The sequence below is a fragment of the Shouchella sp. JSM 1781072 genome (assembly GCF_041949915.1).
Taxonomy (GTDB): Bacteria; Bacillota; Bacilli; order Bacillales; family Bacillaceae_D; genus Shouchella.
Window position 1 is genome coordinate 21,934 of sequence record NZ_JBHFQE010000006.1, and the last position, 19,650, is coordinate 41,583.

Here is a 19,650-nt window from a genome sequence, read left to right on the forward strand (position 1 = left end):
TGCGTATAACTGCCTAAAATGCCGTTTCCAAATTCATGAGAGAACGCTCAATGATTGAAACGGTTCATTTTTGGTTATGCTAGAGCAATACGTATTTATATGAAAAATGTTTCTGATTTTCATACTATAAAGCTTTTTGTTCGTTTTGTATAGTCTAACATTTTTGTGTTAGATCATGTAAGGCATTAGGATCAATCTGTTTGACTATGAGTCAATGATAATCAAACAGTTGTAAGTTTAGATACTAAAACGCGAGATTTAAGGGGTGAATCAGTTGACAGGTCAACTAATTCAGTATGGACGTCACCGCCAGCGAAGAAGCTATGCGCGAATTAATGAAGTGCTGGATCTGCCAAACTTAATTGAAATTCAAACAGCTTCTTATCAATGGTTTCTTGATGAGGGTTTAAGAGAAATGTTCCAAGACATTTCTCCAATCCAAGACTTTACAGGTAACTTAGTCTTGGAATTTATTGACTACAGCTTGGGTGAGCCTAAATATCCGGTTGATGAGTCGAAAGAGCGTGATGTAACTTTTGCTGCTCCGTTAAGAGTGAAGGTACGTCTAATCAACAAAGAAACAGGTGAAGTAAAAGAACAAGAAGTATTTATGGGGGATTTCCCTCTCATGACAGAAACAGGCACGTTTGTCATCAATGGTGCAGAACGTGTTATCGTATCTCAGCTTGTTCGTTCACCTAGTGTGTATTACAGCCAAAAACTTGATAAAAACGGTAAAAAGGGGTTCACAGCTACCGTTATTCCGAATCGTGGAGCGTGGCTTGAACTTGAAACGGATGCAAAAGACATCGTTTATGTTCGTATCGATCGTACAAGGAAGATTCCTGTATCGGTATTACTACGTGCGCTAGGTTTTGGTTCTGATCAAGAAATCATTGACCTTTTAGGTGAAAATGAGTACTTGCGTGCGACCCTTGAAAAAGACAACACAGATTCAACGGACAAAGCACTGTTAGAAATCTATGAGCGTCTACGTCCGGGAGAACCACCGACAGTCGAAAATGCGAAGAGTTTGTTAGAGTCTCGTTTCTTTGATCCGAAACGCTATGATTTAGCGAATGTTGGACGTTATAAGATTAATAAGAAGCTTCATATAAAGAACCGTCTTTTCAATCAACGTCTAGCAGAAAAATTAGTCGATCCTGAAACAGGCGAAGTATTGGCAGAAGAGGGAACGCTCCTTGACCGTCGTACACTTGATAAGCTTATTCCATATTTAGAGAAAAACGTCGGCTTCCGCACAGCTCGTACGTCTGGTGGGGTACTTGAAGAATCAGACGTTGAGATTCAATCGATTCGTATTCAAGCTGCGGATGACCTTGATGAAGATCGAACTATTTCTGTTATTGGTAACGGTATGGTTGATCGTAATGTAAAGCATATTGCGCCGTCAGATATCATCGCTTCAATTAGTTATTTCTTTAACTTATTGCACGGCGTTGGCGATACAGATGACATTGATCACCTTGGTAACCGTCGTTTACGTTCAGTAGGAGAGCTCTTACAAAACCAGTTCCGTATTGGTCTTTCTCGTATGGAGCGTGTAGTTCGTGAACGTATGTCGATCCAAGATCCGAATGTGATTACGCCACAAGCGCTTATTAACATTCGACCGGTTATTGCGTCTATAAAAGAATTCTTTGGTAGTTCTCAGCTTTCTCAGTTCATGGATCAAACAAATCCACTTGCTGAGTTAACGCATAAGCGCCGTTTATCTGCGCTTGGACCTGGTGGTTTAACACGTGAACGTGCTGGCATGGAAGTGCGAGATGTTCACTATTCCCACTATGGCCGTATGTGTCCGATTGAAACGCCAGAGGGACCGAATATCGGACTAATTAACTCTCTTTCATCTTATGCGAAAGTAAACGAGTTTGGTTTCATGGAAACGCCGTACCGTCGTGTGGACCCTGAGACTGGTAAAGTAACAGCTCGTATTGATTACTTAACAGCTGATGAAGAGGATAACTATGTGGTTGCTCAGGCGAACGCGAAATTGAATGATGATGGTTCGTTTGTTGACGAAAACATCATTGCTCGTTTCCGTGGTGAAAACACGGTTGTTCCTTTCGAACGAATTGATTACATGGATGTATCGCCGAAACAGGTTGTATCAGCCGCTACATCTTGTATTCCGTTCTTGGAAAACGATGACTCCAACCGAGCATTAATGGGAGCGAACATGCAACGTCAGGCAGTGCCATTGTTAGTTCCGGAAGCGCCTCTAGTAGGTACAGGAATGGAACATATGTCTGCGAAAGACTCTGGTGCAGCGGTTGTTTCGAAGTATCCTGGTGAAGTTGAACGTGTAACAGCGAAAGAAATTTGGGTACGTCGTATGGAAGAGGTTGACGGGAAGCAAGTCAAAGGCGACCTTGATAAATACCGACTGCAAAAGTTTATTCGCTCGAACCAAGGAACAAGTTATAACCAACGCCCGATTGTTCGTGAAGGTGACGTTGTTGAAAAACGCGAAATCCTTGCCGATGGTCCTTCAATGGAACAAGGCGAAATGGCGCTTGGCCGTAACGTTCTTGTCGGTTTCATGACATGGGAGGGGTATAACTACGAGGATGCGATCATTTTAAGTGAGCGTCTTGTTAAAGACGATGTGTACACATCTGTTCATATAGAAGAGTATGAAAGTGATGCTCGTGATACAAAACTTGGACCTGAAGAAATTACAAGAGATATTCCAAACGTAGGTGAGGACGCATTGCGCAACCTTGATGAGCGTGGGATTATCCGTACTGGTGCAGAAGTAAAAGACGGCGATATTCTCGTTGGTAAAGTAACGCCAAAAGGTGTAACCGAACTTACAGCTGAAGAGCGTCTTTTACACGCAATCTTTGGGGAAAAAGCGCGTGAAGTCCGAGATACGTCACTCCGCGCACCACACGGTGGAGACGGAATTGTCTTAGACGTAAAGATTTTCAACCGTGAAGACGGCGATGAACTTCCGCCAGGCGTGAACCAACTCGTACGTGTTTACATCGTACAAAAGCGTAAAATTAACCAAGGCGATAAGATGGCTGGTCGTCACGGAAATAAAGGTGTTATTTCACGTATCCTTCCAGAAGAGGATATGCCGTATCTTCCAGACGGAACACCAATCGACATCATGTTAAACCCATTAGGGGTACCTTCGCGAATGAACATCGGACAAGTGCTTGAGCTCCATTTAGGAATGGCTGCTCGTAAGCTTGGCATTCATGTTGCATCACCAGTATTTGATGGAGCGCGTGAAGAAGATGTATGGGGAACTCTTGACGAAGCGGGCATGGCTCGTGACGGAAAGACAATTCTTTATGATGGACGTACAGGTGAAGCGTTTGATAACCGTGTATCTGTAGGGATCATGTACATGATTAAACTTGCACACATGGTTGATGATAAATTACATGCACGTTCAACAGGGCCTTACTCTCTTGTTACCCAGCAGCCACTTGGTGGTAAAGCGCAGTTCGGTGGACAGCGTTTTGGTGAGATGGAAGTTTGGGCACTCGAGGCTTATGGAGCTGCTTATACCCTTCAAGAGATTTTAACTGTAAAATCGGATGATGTAGTCGGACGTGTGAAAACGTACGAAGCAATTGTTAAGGGTGAGAATGTCCCTGAACCGGGTGTTCCTGAATCATTTAAAGTATTAATTAAAGAATTACAGTCTCTAGGCATGGACGTGAAGATGCTTTCAAGCAACGAAGAAGAGATTGAAATGAGAGAATTAGATGATGAAGATGAGCAAACGTCTGAAAAGCTAAATCTCCAACTTGAAACAAACGAATCACAAGCTTAATAGTGAGGAGGGAGGAGAAATCCTCCTTCCCTCATCCATTTATAGAGGGTGGAAAGTAACACCTATAAAAGGGACTCCACATAAGTGGAAATCATAAGGGAGGTTGGCCCCTTGATCGATGTAAATAACTTTGAATACATGAAAATTGGTTTGGCATCGCCAAATAAGATTCGTTCTTGGTCTCGTGGTGAAGTGAAGAAACCTGAGACGATTAACTATCGTACGTTAAAGCCGGAGAAAGACGGTCTTTTTTGTGAGCGTATCTTTGGTCCACAAAAAGACTGGGAATGTCATTGTGGGAAATACAAACGTGTTCGTTATAAAGGTGTCGTTTGTGACCGATGTGGCGTTGAAGTCACTCGTGCAAAAGTACGCCGTGAGCGGATGGGGCACATTGAATTAGCTGCACCTGTTTCTCACATCTGGTATTTTAAAGGGATTCCTAGCCGAATGGGGCTAGTGCTAGATATGTCTCCTCGTTCTCTTGAGGAAGTCATTTATTTTGCATCTTATGTTGTAACAGATCCAGGCGACACGCCTCTTGAAAAGAAACAACTTCTCTCTGAAAAAGAGTACCGTGCGTACTATGATAAATATGGTCGTACGTTTACAGCTTCTATGGGTGCTGAAGCGATTCGTAAGCTTTTAGCAGATATTGATTTATTAAAAGAAGTAAATGCGTTAAAAGAAGAGTTAGAAACGGCACAGGGGCAAAGACGTACCCGTGCAATCAAACGTCTAGAAGTGTTAGAGGCATTCCGTAATTCAGGAAATGAACCTTCATGGATGGTCCTTGATGTTCTACCCGTTATTCCGCCGGAACTACGTCCGATGGTGCAATTAGACGGTGGACGTTTTGCAACTTCTGATTTAAATGATTTATATCGTCGTGTTATTAACCGTAATAATCGTCTAAAGCGTCTTTTAGATTTAGGCGCACCAAATATTATTGTTCAAAATGAGAAACGTATGCTTCAAGAAGCGGTGGATGCGTTGATTGATAACGGTCGTCGTGGTCGTCCTGTAACAGGTCCTGGTAACCGTCCGTTAAAATCACTATCTCACATGCTAAAAGGGAAGCAAGGTCGTTTCCGTCAAAACTTACTAGGAAAACGTGTTGACTATTCTGGTCGTTCTGTAATTGTTGTAGGACCGAACTTGAAAATGTACCAGTGCGGATTGCCAAAGGAAATGGCGCTTGAACTATTTAAGCCTTTCGTTATGAAAGAACTTGTTTCAAAAGGGTTGGCTCATAACATCAAAAGTGCGAAGAGAAAAGTAGAACGTGTTCAGCCGGAAGTATGGGATGTGCTTGAAGAAGTCATTCGTGAGCATCCAGTATTATTGAACCGTGCACCAACTCTTCACCGCCTTGGTATTCAAGCATTTGAACCGATTTTAGTTGAAGGCCGTGCAATTAAACTACACCCTCTCGTATGTACAGCTTATAATGCTGACTTTGACGGTGACCAAATGGCTGTACACGTACCATTATCAGCAGAAGCGCAAGCTGAAGCACGTATCCTTATGCTAGCAGCTCAAAACATCTTGAACCCTAAGGATGGTAAACCGGTTGTAACGCCATCACAAGATATGGTACTTGGTAACTACTATTTAACGATGGAAAATGCAGAAGCGCGTGGAGAAGGTTCTGTATTTAAAGATACAAACGAAGCTATTATTGCGTACCAAAATGGTTATGTTCATCTTCATACAAGAGTAGCGGTTCCTGTTTCCTCTTTAAATAAACCAACGTTTAAAGAAGAGCAACAAGATATGCTTCTTCTAACAACTGTCGGTAAGTTAATTTTTAATGAGATCATGCCAGACTCATTCCCGTATATGAATGAGCCTACAAACTTAAATCTTGAAGTTGAAACACCAGATAAGTATCTTGTATCAAGTGATACAGATATCAAAGCTGAATTTAAAAATCGTCCAATTGTTGCTCCTTTCAAGAAAGGATTCCTAGGTAACGTCATTTCTGAAGTCTTTAAGAAATTTAAGATTACAGAAACGTCTAAGATGCTTGACCGCATGAAAGACCTTGGTTTCACTTATTCAACAAAAGCTGGTATTACCGTTGGTGTATCTGACATCGTAGTTCTATCTGAGAAAAAAGAGATTCTTGAAGAAGCAGACAAAAAGGTTGAACGTATTACGAAGCAATTCCGTCGTGGTCTAATTACTGAAGAAGAGCGTTATGATCGTGTCATTTCCATCTGGAGTGAAGCGAAAGACGTCATCCAAAGTAAGTTAATGGGAACACTTGACGAGCGTAACCCAATCTTTATGATGAGTGATTCAGGTGCCCGTGGTAACGCATCTAACTTTACGCAGTTAGCTGGTATGCGTGGACTAATGGCTAACCCATCTGGACGTATCATTGAACTTCCAATCAAATCAAGTTTCCGTGAAGGGCTAACAGTACTCGAGTACTTTATCTCTACCCACGGTGCGCGTAAAGGTCTTGCTGATACAGCACTTAAGACTGCTGACTCAGGTTACCTTACACGTCGACTTGTTGATGTGGCACAAGATGTTATTGTTCGTGAAAACGATTGTGGTACTGATCGTGGTCTTGAAGTAGCTGCAATTAAAGAAGGTACAGAAACAATTGAGAATTTATATGACCGTCTTGTAGGTCGTGTAGCGTTCAAAACTGTCCGTCATCCAGAATCAGAAGAGATTCTTATTCGCCGCGGTGAATTGATGAGCGAAGACATTGCGAAACAAATCGTTGACGCAGGTGTTGAAGAAGTTACCATCCGTTCTGTATTTACATGTAATACTCGTCACGGCGTATGTAAGGCATGTTATGGTCGTAACCTCGCTACCGGAAGCGACGTTGAAGTTGGTGAAGCAGTTGGTATTATTGCTGCTCAATCAATTGGTGAGCCAGGAACACAGCTTACAATGCGTACATTCCACACAGGTGGTGTAGCCGGAGACGATATTACACAAGGTCTTCCGCGTATTCAAGAATTGTTTGAAGCTCGTAACCCTAAAGGTCAAGCGACAATTACCGAAATTGACGGGGAAGTAATCGACGTTAAAGATGGTGATAAGCGTGAAGTGACCATTCAAAACGCTCTTGAAACGAAAAACTATGCGATTCCTTATGGATCTCGTCTAAAAGTTGTTCCTGGTGATAAATTGGTTGCAGGCCAAACACTTACTGAAGGTTCAATCGATCCAAAAGAATTGCTTAAAGTAACAGGTATGGGCGGCGTTCAAGAATACCTCTTACGTGAAGTTCAAAAAGTTTATCGTCTACAAGGGGTAGAAATTGGCGATAAGCACGTGGAAGTAATGGTTCGCCAAATGCTTCGTAAAATTCGTGTTGTTGATGCTGGGGATACTGGTGTATTACCTGGTTCACTCGTGGAAATTCAGAAGTTTAATGATGCTAACAGTAAAGTCTTAATAAGCAATGATCGACCGGCAACTGGTCGACCTGTCTTACTTGGGATTACCAAAGCGTCTCTTGAAACAGATTCCTTCTTGTCAGCAGCGTCATTCCAGGAAACAACTCGTGTCCTAACTGATGCAGCGATTAAAGGAAAGCGTGATGAACTTCTTGGACTTAAAGAGAATGTTATCATCGGGAAACTTGTACCAGCTGGAACAGGATTACAGCGCTACAAAAACCTCGGCATTCATTCTGCACATGATGAAAAAGCAGAACAAAAGGAAGAAGTTGTCTCTGAAGAGGCGCTTGTTCAAGAATAATTTGCGAAAATCACCGGATAGGCTGTTGACACAGCCTATCTCACGGTGATACTATATCAAAGTGTGCCTGATAGTCTGCTGCTTTGGAGGTATGACAATGTCTTATGAAAAAGTAGAACAGGCGAAAGATCGAGTGATCGGAAGAAAACAGACACTGAAAGCACTACATGCTCATTTAATTAAAGAGCTGTACGTGGCAAACGATGCCGATCCGCGTATAAAGCAAGAGGTCGTCGGTGCTGCTATTGATACAGATGTTGCGGTCGTATATGTCGATTCGATGAAGCAGCTTGGTAAAGCATGTGGAATTGAAGTCGGTGCAGCCACTGTAGCGTTAAGGAAATAGAAAGTTTGTTTTGAGTGATCAAGACAACTTATTCTTTTGCCTAAACATGAACCACCTGGATCGGTGGTCTTAAAATAAGGGAAGGGAGGAAACAAAAATGCCTACTATTAACCAGTTAATTCGTAAAGGTCGCGTAGACAAAGTGAAAAAGTCTGACTCACCTGCACTTAATAAAGGATACAATAGCTACAAAAAAGCACAAACAAATGTATCTTCTCCACAAAAACGTGGGGTGTGCACACGTGTTGGTACAATGACACCGAAGAAACCGAACTCGGCTCTTCGTAAATATGCTCGTGTACGTCTAACGAACTCAATTGAGGTTACTGCATACATCCCAGGAATTGGACACAACTTACAAGAGCACAGTGTTGTACTTATTCGTGGAGGTCGTGTAAAAGACTTACCAGGGGTACGTTACCACATCGTTCGTGGTGCACTTGATACTGCAGGTGTTCAAAACCGTATGCAAAGTCGTTCTAAATACGGAACGAAAAAACCAAAAGAGAAAAAGTAATAAACAAATAAGGATAATCGGTGAAAGGAGGGGGACACATGCCTCGTAAAGGTCCAGTACCACGTCGTGATGTATTACCTGATCCAATGTATAATTCCAAGCTTGTAACCCGCCTCATCAACCGCATCATGGTTGACGGGAAGCGTGGAACAGCTCAAACGATTTTATATAATGCTTTTGATCTTGTTAAAGAGCGTAGCGGAAACGAACCTATGGAAGTTTTCGATCAAGCATTAAAAAACATCATGCCAGTTCTTGAAGTTAGAGCTCGCCGTGTTGGTGGTTCAAACTATCAAGTACCGGTTGAAGTTAGACCTGACCGTCGTACAACACTAGGTTTACGTTGGTTAGTAAACTATTCACGTCTTCGTGGCGAAAAGACAATGGAAGAGCGTCTTGCTAACGAAATTCTTGATGCAGCGAACAACACTGGTTCAGCTGTTAAGAAACGTGAAGATATGCATAAAATGGCAGAAGCGAACAAAGCGTTTGCTCACTACCGTTGGTAAGATTTTAAAATATAAGGTTGAAAGGAGAACGTTACTATGGCAAGAGAATTCTCCTTAAAAGATACACGTAATATCGGCATCATGGCTCACATCGATGCCGGTAAAACAACCGCTACTGAACGTATTTTGTTCTACACAGGTCGTGTGCATAAGATTGGTGAAACACACGAAGGTGCTTCTCAAATGGACTGGATGGCGCAAGAGCAAGAGCGTGGAATTACGATCACGTCTGCTGCGACAACAGCTCAGTGGAAAGACCACCGTATCAATATCATTGATACTCCTGGACACGTAGACTTTACGGTAGAAGTAGAGCGTTCTTTGCGTGTACTTGATGGGGCAGTTGCGGTACTTGATGCACAATCTGGTGTTGAACCGCAAACAGAAACTGTATGGCGTCAAGCAACAACATATGGTGTACCACGTATCGTATTCGTCAACAAGATGGATAAAACGGGTGCAGACTTTATGTATTCAGTAGGAACGTTACGTGATCGTTTGCAAGCAAATGCTCACCCAATTCAATTGCCAATCGGTGCAGAAGATGAGTTTTCTGGATTTATTGATTTGATTGAAATGACTGCGCACATCTCTAAAGATGATCTTGGTCAAAACTGGGAAGTAACAGATATCCCTGCTGAATATGAAGAACAAGCAAAAAAAATGCGTGAATCATTAGTTGAAGCAGTTGCTGAGCTAGATGAAGAGTTAATGATGAAATATCTTGAAGGCGAAGAATTAACAAAGGACGAAATTAAAGCGGCTATCCGTCAAGGTACAGTCAACGTAGAATTTTATCCTGTAATTTGTGGTTCAGCTTTCAAAAACAAAGGTGTTCAAGCGCTTCTTGATGCGGTTCTTGATTACCTACCATCTCCTCTTGATGTTGCGGCAATTCGCGGACACGTGCCAGATTCTGAAGAAGAAGTGACTCGTGAGCCTGGTGATGATCAACCTTTCTCTGCATTAGCATTTAAGGTTATGACAGATCCATTCGTTGGTAAACTAACGTTCTTCCGTGTTTATTCTGGTACGCTTAACTCTGGTTCTTATGTTCGTAATGCGACTAAAGACAAGCGTGAGCGTGTTGGACGTATCCTTCAAATGCATGCAAACTCTCGTGAAGAGATTGCAACTGTATACTCAGGCGATATTGCGGCTGCAGTAGGTTTGAAAGATACAACAACTGGTGATACTTTATGTGATGAAAAGAACCTTGTAATCTTAGAGTCCATGCAGTTCCCTGATCCAGTTATCCACTTGTCTGTTGAACCTAAATCAAAAGCAGACCAAGATAAAATGGCTATTGCTCTTGCTAAACTAGCAGAGGAAGATCCTACGTTTAAAACGCACACTGATGAAGAAACGGGTCAAACGATTATCGGTGGTATGGGTGAACTTCACCTAGACATTCTTGTTGATCGTATGAAACGTGAGTTCAAGGTAGAAGCGAATGTGGGTGCACCACAAGTTTCTTACCGTGAAACAATTCGTCAGTCTGCAAAAGTTGAAGGTAAATTCGTACGTCAGTCTGGTGGTCGTGGACAGTTTGGTCACGTTTGGGTTGAGTTCTCTCCGAACGAAGAAGGCGCTGGATTTGAATTCGAAAATGCGATTGTCGGTGGTGCAGTACCTCGTGAATATATCTCTTCTGTAGAAGCAGGTATTGAGGAAGCACTAGATAATGGTATGATTGCTGGATACCCTGTAATCGATCTTAAAGCGAAACTTTATGATGGTTCTTACCATGATGTCGATTCGTCTGAGATGGCATTTAAAATTGCCGCTTCTATGGCATTGAAAAATGCGAAATCAAAATGTAGCCCAGCTCTACTTGAGCCTCTAATGAAAGTTGAGATTGTTATCCCTGAAGAATACATGGGTGACATTATGGGTGATGTAACAGCTCGTCGTGGACGTGTTGAAGGCATGGAAGCTCGTGGTAATGCACAAATCGTTAAGGCGTTTGTTCCACTTGCTGAAATGTTCGGTTATGCGACAAGCCTTCGTTCTCGTACGCAAGGTCGCGGAACGTATTCTATGTTCTTTGATCACTACGAAGAAGTGCCGAAGAGTGTATCTGAGGAAATCATTAAAAAGCAAACTGGAGCGTAATGCTTCCGCGTTGTTTTGAGTGATGATTTATTGTAAGCTAGGAAAGGAATTGGCTGCTAGTCAGCTACCTTTCTTATGAATAAAAAAATTAACTGTATTTAAGGGAGGAAATGAATCATGGCAAAAGCAAAATTTGATCGTTCCAAAACACATGCCAATATCGGTACAATTGGACACGTCGACCATGGTAAAACAACTTTAACTGCTGCAATTACAACTGTACTTGCTAAGCGTTCTGGTAAAGGCCAAGCAATGGCGTATGACGCAATTGACGGTGCTCCAGAAGAGCGTGAGCGTGGAATTACAATCTCTACTGCGCACGTTGAATACGAAACTGATACTCGTCACTATGCACACGTTGACTGCCCAGGTCACGCTGACTATGTTAAAAACATGATCACTGGCGCTGCGCAAATGGACGGCGGAATCCTAGTAGTATCTGCTGCTGACGGTCCAATGCCACAAACGCGTGAGCACATTCTTCTTTCTCGTCAAGTAGGCGTACCTTACCTAGTTGTATTCTTAAACAAATGTGACATGGTAGATGACGAAGAGCTACTTGAACTAGTAGAAATGGAAGTACGTGACCTTCTTTCTGAGTATGACTTCCCTGGTGATGATACTCCAGTTATCCAAGGTTCTGCTCTTAAAGCACTTCAAGGTGAAGCTGAGTGGGAAGAAAAAATCGTTGAGCTTATGAACGCTGTTGACGAATATATCCCAACTCCAGAGCGTGACAAAGATAAGCCATTCATGATGCCTGTTGAGGATGTATTCTCAATCACTGGTCGTGGAACAGTTGCTACTGGTCGTGTAGAGCGTGGACAACTTAACGTTGGTGATACTGTAGAAATCCTTGGTATTGAAGAAGAGAAAAAATCTACAACTGTTACAGGTGTAGAAATGTTCCGTAAGCTTCTTGACTATGCTGAAGCTGGCGACAACATCGGTGCGCTTCTTCGTGGGGTAGCTCGTGAAGATATCCAACGTGGACAAGTACTAGCTAAGCCTGGTACAATCACGCCACACACAAACTTCAAAGCTGAAGTTTATGTTCTTTCAAAAGAAGAAGGTGGACGTCATACTCCATTCTTCTCTAACTATCGTCCACAATTCTATTTCCGTACAACTGACGTAACTGGTATCTGCCAATTACCAGAAGGTACTGAAATGGTAATGCCTGGTGATAACGTTGAAATGACTGTTGAGCTAATCGCTCCAATCGCACTTGAGGAAGGTACTAAATTCTCAATTCGCGAAGGTGGCCGTACTGTAGGCGCTGGCGTTGTAGCTACAATCCAGAAGTAATAAATAAAAAAGAGGACGGATTTATTTCGTCCTCTTTTTCTTTTGAAAAAAACAGCATAACCCCTTGCATTCATAGGTATTAGTCTATATAATAGTAGAAGTGTGCCCGATAGGTGCGTTTCTTTGTTTTTATACTAGAAATACAATTATTATGTGTGGCATGTTTGACAGCGATGATGCGGAAGGTTGCTGACACACCCGGCCCCTTTGCCATGGGAGGGTGAGGAAATTTCCGCGGAGTATGTCTATTTTATAAAATGGGCGAAAAAGGAGGGCTATCATGGCAAAGCAAAAGATTCGTATTCGTTTAAAAGCGTATGATCATCGTGTGCTAGACCAGTCAGCTGTGAAGATTGTTGAAACGGCAAAACGTTCAGGTGCGAGCGTATCAGGACCGATTCCACTTCCAACTGAGAAATCTGTATACACAGTATTACGAGCAGTTCACAAGTACAAAGATTCTCGTGAACAGTTTGAAATGCGTACGCACAAACGTCTAATTGACATTGTGAATCCAACACCACAAACTGTGGATGCTTTAATGCGTTTAGATTTACCATCTGGCGTTGATATTGAAATTAAGCTATAAGCTAAAATAAAATTTATATATTTAATAGGAGGTGTAACGGATGTCCAAAGGAATCTTAGGAAGAAAAATTGGTATGACTCAAGTGTTTGCTGAAAACGGTGAAGCCATTCCTGTAACAGTAATTCAAGCTGAGCCAAACGTCGTTCTTCAAAAGAAGACAATTGAATCAGATGGATATGAAGCAATTCAAATCGGCTTTGCTGATGCGAAAAAGCCTAACAAACCAGAAGCGGGTCATGCAGCGAAAGCAGAAGCAACACCTAAGCGCTTCATCAAGGAAATCCGTGACGTTAAACTTGACGAGGTAGAAGTTGGTCAAGCGATTAACGTAACAACATTTGCAGCAGGAGAAGTCGTTGATGTAACAGGTACATCTAAAGGGAAAGGTTTCCAAGGCGCAATTAAACGCCATAACCAATCTCGTGGACCTATGACTCACGGTTCTCGTTACCACCGTCGCCCAGGTTCAATGGGACCTGTAGCGCCAAACCGCGTATTCAAAGGTAAATTATTACCTGGACGTATGGGTGGAGAGCAAATTACAATCCAAAACCTAGAGATCGTTCGTGTAGATGAAGAGCGTAATCTTCTTCTAGTAAAAGGTAACGTTCCTGGAGCGAAAAAAAGCTACGTAACTGTTCAATCTGCAGTTAAAGCTTAATGTTATAGAAAGGAGGCCATTCGAATGCCAAAAGTTACAGTTTTTAACCAAACAGGTTCTGAAGTTGGAGATATCGAACTTGCTGATGCAGTATTTGGGATTGAACCAAATAACAGTGTTGTACATGATGCAGTTATCATGCAGCAAGCGTCTTTACGTCAAGGTACGCATAAAACAAAAGGTCGTTCTGAAGTTCGTGGTGGTGGAAGAAAGCCATGGCGTCAAAAAGGAACCGGACGTGCGCGTCAAGGTTCTATCCGTTCCCCACAATGGGTTGGCGGTGGCGTTGTATTTGGACCAACTCCACGTAGCTACAGCTACAAACTACCAAAGAAAGTTCGTCGCTTAGCACTTAAATCTGCTTTGTCTTCTAAAGTACAAGGTTCAGAATTAGTTGTTCTTGATAATCTTTCTTTTGAAGCAATTAAAACAAAATCTATGAAGGAAGTACTTGCAAGTTTATCAGTAGATTCAAAAGCATTGATTGTAACAGCTGACTACAATGAAAATGTTGCTTTATCTGCTCGTAACTTACCAAATGTTACTTTCCTTACAGCCGACAGTGTCAACGTTTTAGACTTGCTTAAGCATGACAAAGTTGTCATCACTAAAGACGCAGTCGAAAAGGTAGAGGAGGTGCTTGCGTAATGTCGAACGCACGTGATATCATTAAGCGCCCTATTATTACTGAGAAGTCTGCTGACTTAATGGAAAATAAACAGTACACGTTTGACGTAGATGTTCGCGCGAATAAATCTCAAATCAAAGATGCGATTGAAGAAATCTTTGAAGTGAAGGTTAACAGCGTCAATACAGTCAACTACAAAGGAAAGTCTAAGCGATTCGGTCGTTTCACAGGCTTTACTGCAAAACGCAAGAAAGCAGTCGTTCAACTATCAGCAGATAGTAAAGAACTAGACTTCTTTGAAGCGTAAGAATTTAGAGAAGGAGGGAACTGAACATGGCTATTAAAAAGTATAAACCGACCAGTGCCGGTCGTCGTCATATGAGTGGATCAGATTTTGCTGAAATCACTACAGACAAACCGGAAAAGTCGTTACTTGCGCCTCTACACAATAAAGGTGGACGTAACAACCAAGGTCGTTTAACTGTACGTCACCAAGGTGGCGGTCATAAGCGTCAATACCGCGTTATTGACTTTAAGCGTAATAAAGATGGAATTCCAGGTCGCGTTGCTACGATCGAATATGATCCAAACCGTTCTGCGAATATCGCATTAATTAACTATGTTGATGGTGAAAAGCGTTATATCTTGGCACCAAAAGGTTTAAAAGTAGGAGCAATGATTGAGTCTGGTTCTGAAGCGGATATCAAAGTTGGTAACACGTTACCACTTATCAATATCCCTGTAGGTACTGTGATTCATAACATTGAACTTCGCCCTGGTAAAGGCGGTCAGTTAGTTCGTTCTGCTGGTACGGAAGCTCAACTTCTTGGTAAAGAAGGTCAGTACGTATTAGTACGTTTGAACTCTGGTGAAACTCGTTACATCCTTTCAACTTGTCGTGCAACAATTGGTCAAGTTGGAAATGTAGAGCACGAGCTTATTAACATCGGTAAAGCTGGACGTTCTCGTTGGAAAGGTATTCGTCCAACAGTTCGTGGTTCTGTAATGAACCCTAACGATCACCCACACGGTGGTGGTGAAGGTAAAGCACCAATTGGTCGTCCGTCACCAATGTCTCCATGGGGTAAACCAACTCTTGGATACAAAACGCGTCAGAAAAACAAACACTCCGACAAGTACATCGTACGTCGTCGTAAAAAATAACGTGGTTTGTCTACGGTTCTCATTTAGGACCGTGGTCGAATCTCGAAGGGAGGCACTCACATGGGCCGTAGTTTGAAAAAAGGACCTTTCGTTGATGATCACTTGATGAAAAAGGTTGAAGCACTAAACGAAACAAGCGAGAAAAGAGTTGTAAAAACTTGGTCTCGTCGTTCTACTATCTTCCCTGACTTTATTGGACACACTTTCGCTGTCTATGATGGACGTAAGCACGTACCGGTATATGTTTCAGAAGATATGGTTGGACACAAACTTGGTGAATTTGCTCCTACACGTACGTATAAAGGGCATGCCGCAGATAAGAAAACAAGACGTTAAGTAAGAAAGGAGGACCACTCTCATGGAACAAGCTAAAGCTGTTGCTAAACAGGTTCGCATTGCGCCTCGTAAAGTTCGTCTTGTGATCGATCTTATTCGTGGAAAACAAGTCGGCGAAGCGATTGCAATCTTAAAGCATACACCTAAATCTGCTTCTCCAGTAGTTGAAAAGCTTCTTAACTCCGCAATTGCGAACGCAGAGCACAACTACGAAATGGAGCCGAATAATCTCGTTATTTCAGAAGCTTTCGTTGACGAAGGCGTAACGCTTAAACGTTTCCGTCCGCGTGCACAAGGTCGTGCAAGCCGGATTAACAAACGTACGAGCCACATTACATTGGTTGTATCAGAAAAGAAGGAGGGATAACACATGGGTCAAAAAGTAAATCCTATCGGACTTCGCGTTGGCGTTATTCGTGATTGGGACTCAAAGTGGTACGCTAGCAAAAAAGACTATGCTGATCTACTTCATGAAGACATTTCAATCCGTGAGCACGTTGAAGGCCGTTTAAAAGATGCATCAGTATCTAAAGTAGAAATCGAACGCGCTGCGAACCGTGTGAATATCACAATTTCTACTGCCAAGCCAGGAATGGTGATCGGAAAAGGCGGTTCAGAAGTTGAAGCTTTACGTAAATCTTTAAACCAACTTACAGGTAAAAGAGTACACATTAACATTTCAGAAATTAAGCAAGCTGATCTTGATGCGAAATTAGTTGCTGAAAATATTGCTCGTCAATTAGAGAATCGTATTTCTTTCCGTCGTGCAATGAAACAAGCGATCCAACGCACAATGCGTTCAGGCGCTAAAGGAATCAAAACACAAGTATCTGGTCGTCTTGGTGGCGCAGATATCGCTCGTGCTGAGCACTATAGCGAAGGAACAGTTCCACTTCACACACTTCGTGCTGATATTGACTATGGTACAGCTGAAGCTGATACAACATACGGAAAAATCGGTGTGAAAATTTGGGTTTACCGTGGTGAAGTCCTTCCAGCGAAAGGAACGAACAAAGAGGAAGGAGGCAACTAAACATGTTAATGCCTAAACGCGTTAAATATCGTCGTGAACACCGTGGAAAAATGCGTGGTCGTGCGAAAGGCGGTACAGAAGTACATTTCGGTGAATATGGTTTACAAGCTCTAGAAGCTTCATGGATCACAAACCGTCAAATTGAATCAGCTCGTATTGCAATGACTCGTTATATGAAACGTGGCGGTAAAGTTTGGATTAAGATTTTCCCATCTAAGCCTTACACTGCTAAGCCACTAGAAGTTCGAATGGGTTCAGGTAAAGGTGCTCCAGAAGGTTGGGTTGCCGTTGTAAAACCTGGTAAGATCATGTTTGAAATCTCAGGCGTACCTGAAGAAGTAGCTCGTGAAGCTTTACGTCTTGCTTCTCATAAGTTGCCTATTAAATGTAAATTCGTAAAACGTGAAGAAGTGGGTGGTGACTCAAATGAAAGCAACTGATATCCGTAACTTAACCACTGCTGAAATCGAACAAAAAACGCAAACTCTTAAAGAAGAGCTTTTCAACCTACGCTTTCAACTAGCAACTGGGCAACTTGAAAACCCGGTTCGCATTCGTGAAGTCCGCAAAGGTATTGCTCGTGCAAAAACTGTTTTGCGTGAACGTGAGCTCGGAATTAACAACGGCTAAAAAAGGAGGTTTGCTGCATGGACCGCAATCAGCGTAAAGTTTACCAAGGTCGTGTCGTTTCTGACAAAATGGAGAAAACGATTAGTGTTCTTGTTGAAACATACAAGGTCGATCGCCTTTATGGTAAACGTGTAAAGTACTCAAAGAAGTTCAAAGCACATGATGAAGAAAATACTGCAAAAGTAGGCGACATCGTTCGTATCATGGAAACTCGCCCACTTTCAAAAGATAAACGTTTTCGTTTAGTAGAAATTGTAGAAGAAGCTATTATTATTTAATAGGCTACGGTTGAAGGGAGGTAAAACAGTATGATTCAACAAGAAAGCCGTTTAAAAGTTGCTGATAACTCTGGAGCGCGTGAAGTTCTTTGTATTAAAGTTCTTGGTGGTTCTGGACGTAAGACAGCTAACGTTGGTGATGTCATTGTTTGTTCGGTAAAACAAGCAACACCAGGTGGCGTTGTTAAGAAAGGCGAAGTTGTTCGCGCTGTAATCGTTCGCTCTAAAAGCGGTGTTCGCCGTAACGACGGTTCGTATATTAAGTTTGATGAGAACGCAGCTGTAATCGTACGTGACGATAAGGGTCCTCGTGGTACTCGTATCTTCGGTCCGGTAGCACGTGAACTTCGAGACAAACAGTTTATGAAAATTGTTTCTCTTGCTCCTGAGGTACTATAAGTTTCGTTCGGAATAAAGAGATCAATCGATGTTTACTCAGGGAGGTGCAAAAGTGATGCATGTCAAAAAAGGCGATACAGTAATCGTTATTGCTGGTAAAGACAAAGGGAAGCAAGGGACGATCCTTGAAGCTTACCCGAAAAAAAGCCGTGTGCTTGTTGAAGGAATTAACATGGTGAAGAAACACGCAAAACCTTCACAAGATAATCCACAAGGTGGAATTCTTGATCAAGAAGCACCAATTCATTCTTCTAACGTTATGCTTGTTGATCCTAAAACTGGAGAGCGTACGCGTGTAGGTTTTAAAGATGAAGATGGTAAAAAAGTGCGTGTAGCAAAAAAATCTGGCGAAATCATCAAGTAGTCAGTAAGGTGAAAGGAGGACCAACCTAAATGAATCGTTTGAAAGAAAAATATCAAGGCGAGATTGTTTCATCTCTAACAGAGAAGTTTAACTACTCTTCTGTGATGGCTGTGCCAAAGATTGAAAAAATTGTTGTGAACATGGGTGTTGGTGAAGCTGTTCAAAACGCAAAAGTTTTAGACAAAGCGGTTGAAGAACTTCAACAGATCACTGGTCAAAAGCCTGTTATCACGAAAGCGAAAAAATCAATCGCTGGTTTTAAGTTGCGTGAAGGTATGCCAATCGGAGCGAAAGTTACACTACGCGGAGAGCGTATGTATGACTTCTTGGATAAATTGGTTTCCGTTTCACTTCCACGTGTACGTGACTTCCGTGGGATTTCTAAAAAAGCATTCGACGGTCGTGGAAACTACACGCTTGGCGTGAAAGAACAACTAATTTTCCCGGAGATCGACTACGATAAAGTTGATAAAGTCCGTGGTATGGATATTGTTATTGTAACAACTGCACAAACAGATGAAGAAGCGCGTGAATTACTTACACAAGTAGGCATGCCGTTCCAAAAATAATCTCTTAAAGAAGAGGAGGGAACACGTTGGCAAAAAAATCTATGATTGCAAAGCAAAAGCGCACACCTAAGTATAACGTTCAAGCTTATACTCGTTGTGAGCGTTGCGGACGTCCTCATTCAGTGTTGCGTAAATTTAAACTTTGCCGTATTTGCTTCAGAGAACTTGCTTATAAAGGGCAAATTCCTGGTGTGAAAAAAGCAAGCTGGTAAATCGATTGGGAAGGAGGTAATTAACTATGGTCATGACGGATCCAATTGCAGATATGCTAACTCGTATTCGTAACGCGAATCTTGTACGTCACGAGAAACTTGAGCTTCCTGCTTCTATGGTGAAGAAGGAAATCGCTGAAATTCTTAAGCGTGAAGGTTTTGTTCGCGATTATGAGTACATTGAAGATAATAAACAAGGTGTTATTCGTATCTTTTTGAAATACGGAACATCAAACGAACGTGTTATTACTGGTCTTAAACGTATTTCTAAGCCAGGACTACGTGTTTATGCAAAATCAACGGAACTACCTCGCGTATTAGGTGGTCTTGGGATTGCAATCGTGTCGACTTCTAAAGGTTTATTAACTGATAAAGAAGCGCGTCAACAACAAATCGGCGGCGAAGTTCTCGCTTACGTTTGGTAATAAAGCTTAATTGAAATG

The 19,650-nt window shown here is 42.1% G+C and carries 23 protein-coding genes; all 23 read left to right on the top strand.

Annotated elements, in window-relative coordinates; all coding sequences use genetic code 11:
• Nucleotides 1-274: 274 nt before the first annotated feature.
• Nucleotides 275-3,817 (top strand): DNA-directed RNA polymerase subunit beta, encoded by a 3,543-nt coding sequence (gene rpoB / locus ACE1TH_RS19980; protein WP_099305481.1) that lies wholly within the window; start codon nt 275-277, stop codon nt 3,815-3,817.
• Nucleotides 3,818-3,928: 111 nt separating this feature from the next.
• Nucleotides 3,929-7,549: a DNA-directed RNA polymerase subunit beta' gene (gene rpoC / locus ACE1TH_RS19985; protein WP_255224354.1), complete on the top strand. Its 3,621-nt coding sequence runs from the start codon at nt 3,929-3,931 to the stop codon at nt 7,547-7,549.
• Between the two features lie 97 nt (nt 7,550-7,646).
• Nucleotides 7,647-7,895, top strand: a complete 249-nt coding sequence (locus tag ACE1TH_RS19990; RefSeq protein ID WP_099305477.1) for a 50S ribosomal protein L7ae-like protein — start codon at nt 7,647-7,649, stop codon at nt 7,893-7,895.
• Between the two features lie 97 nt (nt 7,896-7,992).
• Entirely contained in the window at nt 7,993-8,412 is a 420-nt protein-coding gene (gene rpsL / locus ACE1TH_RS19995) for a 30S ribosomal protein S12 (protein WP_099305475.1), read from the top strand.
• A 38-nt stretch (nt 8,413-8,450) separates the two neighbouring features.
• A complete protein-coding gene (rpsG, locus tag ACE1TH_RS20000) occupies nt 8,451-8,921 on the top strand; it encodes a 30S ribosomal protein S7 (RefSeq protein WP_099305473.1) in 471 nt (156 codons plus the stop codon).
• Nucleotides 8,922-8,957: 36 nt separating this feature from the next.
• Nucleotides 8,958-11,036 (top strand): elongation factor G, encoded by a 2,079-nt coding sequence (gene fusA, locus ACE1TH_RS20005; protein ID WP_099305471.1) that lies wholly within the window; start codon nt 8,958-8,960, stop codon nt 11,034-11,036.
• Between the two features lie 117 nt (nt 11,037-11,153).
• Nucleotides 11,154-12,344 (top strand): elongation factor Tu, encoded by a 1,191-nt coding sequence (tuf, locus tag ACE1TH_RS20010; protein WP_099305469.1) that lies wholly within the window; start codon nt 11,154-11,156, stop codon nt 12,342-12,344.
• 280 nt (nt 12,345-12,624) lie between these two features.
• Nucleotides 12,625-12,933, top strand: coding sequence for a 30S ribosomal protein S10 (rpsJ, locus tag ACE1TH_RS20015; protein ID WP_099305467.1), 309 nt, complete (start codon nt 12,625-12,627; stop codon nt 12,931-12,933).
• 40 nt (nt 12,934-12,973) lie between these two features.
• The gene (gene rplC, locus ACE1TH_RS20020) at nt 12,974-13,594 is read left to right on the top strand and encodes a 50S ribosomal protein L3 (RefSeq protein ID WP_099305465.1); all 621 of its coding nucleotides are present in this window, start codon (nt 12,974-12,976) and stop codon (nt 13,592-13,594) included.
• Between the two features lie 24 nt (nt 13,595-13,618).
• Nucleotides 13,619-14,242, top strand: coding sequence for a 50S ribosomal protein L4 (gene rplD / locus ACE1TH_RS20025; RefSeq protein WP_099305463.1), 624 nt, complete (start codon nt 13,619-13,621; stop codon nt 14,240-14,242).
• The gene (gene rplW, locus ACE1TH_RS20030; RefSeq protein ID WP_099305461.1) at nt 14,242-14,529 is read left to right on the top strand and encodes a 50S ribosomal protein L23; all 288 of its coding nucleotides are present in this window, start codon (nt 14,242-14,244) and stop codon (nt 14,527-14,529) included. The genes rplD and rplW overlap by 1 nt, the downstream gene beginning before the upstream one ends.
• A 26-nt stretch (nt 14,530-14,555) precedes the next feature.
• The gene (rplB, locus tag ACE1TH_RS20035) at nt 14,556-15,386 is read left to right on the top strand and encodes a 50S ribosomal protein L2 (protein WP_099305459.1); all 831 of its coding nucleotides are present in this window, start codon (nt 14,556-14,558) and stop codon (nt 15,384-15,386) included.
• A gap of 60 nt (nt 15,387-15,446) precedes the next feature.
• On the top strand, nt 15,447-15,722 hold the full coding sequence (gene rpsS, locus ACE1TH_RS20040; protein ID WP_099305457.1) for a 30S ribosomal protein S19: 276 nt from the start codon (nt 15,447-15,449) through the stop codon (nt 15,720-15,722).
• Between the two features lie 22 nt (nt 15,723-15,744).
• Nucleotides 15,745-16,089, top strand: coding sequence for a 50S ribosomal protein L22 (rplV, locus tag ACE1TH_RS20045; protein WP_035395652.1), 345 nt, complete (start codon nt 15,745-15,747; stop codon nt 16,087-16,089).
• A gap of 3 nt (nt 16,090-16,092) precedes the next feature.
• Nucleotides 16,093-16,755 (top strand): 30S ribosomal protein S3, encoded by a 663-nt coding sequence (gene rpsC / locus ACE1TH_RS20050; protein ID WP_099305455.1) that lies wholly within the window; start codon nt 16,093-16,095, stop codon nt 16,753-16,755.
• Between the two features lie 2 nt (nt 16,756-16,757).
• Nucleotides 16,758-17,195 (top strand): 50S ribosomal protein L16, encoded by a 438-nt coding sequence (gene rplP, locus ACE1TH_RS20055; protein ID WP_099305453.1) that lies wholly within the window; start codon nt 16,758-16,760, stop codon nt 17,193-17,195.
• Nucleotides 17,182-17,385, top strand: coding sequence for a 50S ribosomal protein L29 (gene rpmC / locus ACE1TH_RS20060; protein ID WP_035395658.1), 204 nt, complete (start codon nt 17,182-17,184; stop codon nt 17,383-17,385). The genes rplP and rpmC overlap by 14 nt, the downstream gene beginning before the upstream one ends.
• A 17-nt stretch (nt 17,386-17,402) precedes the next feature.
• Nucleotides 17,403-17,663, top strand: a complete 261-nt coding sequence (rpsQ, locus tag ACE1TH_RS20065; RefSeq protein ID WP_099305451.1) for a 30S ribosomal protein S17 — start codon at nt 17,403-17,405, stop codon at nt 17,661-17,663.
• A gap of 30 nt (nt 17,664-17,693) precedes the next feature.
• Nucleotides 17,694-18,062, top strand: a complete 369-nt coding sequence (rplN, locus tag ACE1TH_RS20070) for a 50S ribosomal protein L14 (protein WP_099305449.1) — start codon at nt 17,694-17,696, stop codon at nt 18,060-18,062.
• A gap of 55 nt (nt 18,063-18,117) precedes the next feature.
• Nucleotides 18,118-18,426, top strand: a complete 309-nt coding sequence (rplX, locus tag ACE1TH_RS20075; RefSeq protein WP_099305525.1) for a 50S ribosomal protein L24 — start codon at nt 18,118-18,120, stop codon at nt 18,424-18,426.
• Nucleotides 18,427-18,455: 29 nt separating this feature from the next.
• Nucleotides 18,456-18,995 (top strand): 50S ribosomal protein L5, encoded by a 540-nt coding sequence (gene rplE / locus ACE1TH_RS20080; RefSeq protein WP_099305447.1) that lies wholly within the window; start codon nt 18,456-18,458, stop codon nt 18,993-18,995.
• A gap of 26 nt (nt 18,996-19,021) precedes the next feature.
• Complete coding sequence (locus ACE1TH_RS20085) at nt 19,022-19,207, top strand: type Z 30S ribosomal protein S14 (protein ID WP_011245027.1); 186 nt, start codon at nt 19,022-19,024, stop codon at nt 19,205-19,207.
• Nucleotides 19,208-19,233: 26 nt separating this feature from the next.
• Nucleotides 19,234-19,632, top strand: coding sequence for a 30S ribosomal protein S8 (rpsH, locus tag ACE1TH_RS20090; RefSeq protein WP_035395667.1), 399 nt, complete (start codon nt 19,234-19,236; stop codon nt 19,630-19,632).
• Nucleotides 19,633-19,650: the final 18 nt, after the last annotated feature.

Excerpts from the sequence above, each read along its gene's own strand:
- ACE1TH_RS19990 (WP_099305477.1), top strand. The coding sequence starts at position 7,647 with ATGTCTTATGAAAAAGTAGAACAGGCGAAAGATCGAGTGATCGGAAGA.
- rpsL (WP_099305475.1), top strand. The coding sequence starts at position 7,993 with ATGCCTACTATTAACCAGTTAATTCGTAAAGGTCGCGTAGACAAAGTG.
- rpsG (WP_099305473.1), top strand. The coding sequence starts at position 8,451 with ATGCCTCGTAAAGGTCCAGTACCACGTCGTGATGTATTACCTGATCCA.
- fusA (WP_099305471.1), top strand. The coding sequence starts at position 8,958 with ATGGCAAGAGAATTCTCCTTAAAAGATACACGTAATATCGGCATCATG.
- tuf (WP_099305469.1), top strand. The coding sequence starts at position 11,154 with ATGGCAAAAGCAAAATTTGATCGTTCCAAAACACATGCCAATATCGGT.
- rpsJ (WP_099305467.1), top strand. The coding sequence starts at position 12,625 with ATGGCAAAGCAAAAGATTCGTATTCGTTTAAAAGCGTATGATCATCGT.
- rplC (WP_099305465.1), top strand. The coding sequence starts at position 12,974 with ATGTCCAAAGGAATCTTAGGAAGAAAAATTGGTATGACTCAAGTGTTT.
- rplD (WP_099305463.1), top strand. The coding sequence starts at position 13,619 with ATGCCAAAAGTTACAGTTTTTAACCAAACAGGTTCTGAAGTTGGAGAT.
- rplW (WP_099305461.1), top strand. The coding sequence starts at position 14,242 with ATGTCGAACGCACGTGATATCATTAAGCGCCCTATTATTACTGAGAAG.
- rplB (WP_099305459.1), top strand. The coding sequence starts at position 14,556 with ATGGCTATTAAAAAGTATAAACCGACCAGTGCCGGTCGTCGTCATATG.
- rpsS (WP_099305457.1), top strand. The coding sequence starts at position 15,447 with ATGGGCCGTAGTTTGAAAAAAGGACCTTTCGTTGATGATCACTTGATG.
- rplV (WP_035395652.1), top strand. The coding sequence starts at position 15,745 with ATGGAACAAGCTAAAGCTGTTGCTAAACAGGTTCGCATTGCGCCTCGT.
- rpsC (WP_099305455.1), top strand. The coding sequence starts at position 16,093 with ATGGGTCAAAAAGTAAATCCTATCGGACTTCGCGTTGGCGTTATTCGT.
- rplP (WP_099305453.1), top strand. The coding sequence starts at position 16,758 with ATGTTAATGCCTAAACGCGTTAAATATCGTCGTGAACACCGTGGAAAA.
- rpmC (WP_035395658.1), top strand. The coding sequence starts at position 17,182 with ATGAAAGCAACTGATATCCGTAACTTAACCACTGCTGAAATCGAACAA.
- rpsQ (WP_099305451.1), top strand. The coding sequence starts at position 17,403 with ATGGACCGCAATCAGCGTAAAGTTTACCAAGGTCGTGTCGTTTCTGAC.
- rplN (WP_099305449.1), top strand. The coding sequence starts at position 17,694 with ATGATTCAACAAGAAAGCCGTTTAAAAGTTGCTGATAACTCTGGAGCG.
- rplX (WP_099305525.1), top strand. The coding sequence starts at position 18,118 with ATGCATGTCAAAAAAGGCGATACAGTAATCGTTATTGCTGGTAAAGAC.
- rplE (WP_099305447.1), top strand. The coding sequence starts at position 18,456 with ATGAATCGTTTGAAAGAAAAATATCAAGGCGAGATTGTTTCATCTCTA.
- rpsH (WP_035395667.1), top strand. The coding sequence starts at position 19,234 with ATGGTCATGACGGATCCAATTGCAGATATGCTAACTCGTATTCGTAAC.